Origin of the sequence: Streptomyces sp. sk2.1 (genome assembly GCF_008120935.1) — a bacterium.
GTDB lineage: Bacteria > Actinomycetota > Actinomycetes > Streptomycetales > Streptomycetaceae > Streptomyces.
Genome location: NZ_RDBO01000193.1, coordinates 1 through 2,055 on the forward strand (window position 1 = coordinate 1; position 2,055 = coordinate 2,055).

General features: G+C 70.4%; 1 protein-coding gene. It reads right to left on the minus strand.

Annotation, left to right across the window (positions count from 1 at the left end):
• A partial coding sequence (locus tag EAO76_RS47100) for a beta-ketoacyl synthase N-terminal-like domain-containing protein (RefSeq protein WP_262376225.1) occupies positions 1 to 2,055 on the minus strand: 2,055 nt, incomplete at both ends.

A 2,055-nucleotide genomic window follows, 5' to 3' on the forward strand; every position in this document is an offset into this window, starting at 1 on the left:
CCGACACCCTCGCCCCACGCCGTCCCGTCCGCATCCGACGAGAACGCCCTGCACCGCCCGTCCCCCGACAACCCCTGCTGACGCGAGAACTCCACGAACATCCCCGGCGACGCCATCACCGTCGCCCCACCCGCAAGAGCAAGCCCGCACTCACCACTGCGCAACGACTGCGCCGCCAGATGCAACGCCACCAACGACGCCGAACACGCCGTGTCCACCGTCACCGCCGGACCCTCAAGACCCAACGCATAAGCAACCCGACCCGACGCCACACTCGCCGTCGTCCCCGTCAGGAGATAACCCTCCGACCCGCCGGCCGACTCGTACAGCCGCGGGCCGTACTCCTGCGTCATCGCCCCGACGAACACACCCGTACGGCTGCCCCTCAGCGAACCGGGCACGATCCGGGCCCGCTCCAGGGCCTCCCACGTCGTTTCCAGCAGCAGCCGCTGCTGGGGGTCCATCGCCTGGGCCTCGCGCGGGCTGATCCCGAAGAACTCGGCGTCGAAGGTGTCGGCGTCGTACACGAAACCGCCGTGCCGGGTGTACGTCTTGCCCGACAGGCCCCGCTCCGGGTCGTACAGCTCGTCCAGGTCCCAGCCCCGGTCCCCGGGCAGTTCCCCGATCGCGTCCACCCCGCCGGAAACCAGGTCCCAGAGTCCTTCCGGCGACACCACGCCGCCCGGGTAGCGGCACCCCATGCCGATCACGGCCAACGGTTCGTCGGAGGAGTCGTCGAGACCGGAGAGCACGGCATCGACGGTCTGCGGGTCCGGTGCCTCCACCAGGTCCCGCACGATGTGCCGGGCCAGCACCTCGGGGGTGGGGTAGTCATAGACGAGGGAGGACGGCAGGGCGATGCCGAGGTCGGCGGCCAGCCGACTGCGCAGCTCCACCGACGTCAGCGAGTTGTAGCCCAGATCGCGGAACGGCAGGGTCGGATCGACCGCCTCGGCACTCTCGTACGCGAGGATCTGCGCCGTATGACGGCACACCAGGTCGGTGATCAACTTCTGGCGGAGCTGGTCACCCTTTTTGCTGCTCAGGGTTCGAAGCTTCTGCGCCCACTCCCCCAGGATCTGGTCCGCCTCGTCGCCGTCCTCCTCGGATTCCACGGACTCGGCGTCGGTCGGGGCGTCGGTGACGGTGCCGGTGCCGGTGCCGGTGGTCGGGGCTGTGAGGTCGGGGACGTCGATCCAGTACCGCTTGCGCTGGAAGGCATAGGTCGGCAGGGCGATCCGCCGACCGGTGCCCAGCAGCGGGGCCCAGTCGGTCTCGGCACCGGAGGCGAACGCCACGGCCAGGGCACGCGGCATCGTCCGGGTCTCGTCCTTCCCCTTCTGGAGCACACACGCCGCCGCCACGGCGGCGCCCTGACCATCCAGGGCGTCAAGGGTGTCACGGACCATGGAGGTCAGGACCGGGTCCGGGCCCAGCTCCAGGTAGGTGGTGATGCCACGGGTATGGAGGGTGGTGATGCCGTCGTGGAAACGGACGGCTGCCCGGATGTGCCGTGCCCAGTAGGCGGGGGTGGTCAGGGTCTCCGGCTCGGCCACGGCTCCGGTGATGTTGGAGATGACGGCCAGGGAGGGTTCGTGGAAGGTGATCCCGGACAGGGCCTGCTCGAACGCTTCGGCGGCCGTGTCCATGTGGGGTGAGTGGAAGGCGTGGGAGACGGTCAGGCGCTTGGTGCGGGTGTCCTGTTCGCGGAAGTGGTCGGCGATCTCGGTCACGGCGTCGGTGTCGCCGGAGACCACCACGGCGGCGGGCCCGTTGACCGCCGCCACCGACACCCGCCCCACATACGCGGCCAGGTGCTCGGTGACCTCGCTCTCGGGGGCGGCGATCGCGACCATCGCACCACCCGAACGGGCCGCCTGCATCAGCCCACCGCGCGCCGCGACCAGGACACAGGCGTCCTCCAGGGAGAACACCCCCGCCGCCCAGGCCGCCGTGATCTCGCCCACCGAGTGCCCCATCACCGCATCCGGACGCACCCCCAGCCAGGACACCAGGGCGAACAGGGCCGACTCCACCGCGAACAGACCGGCCTGC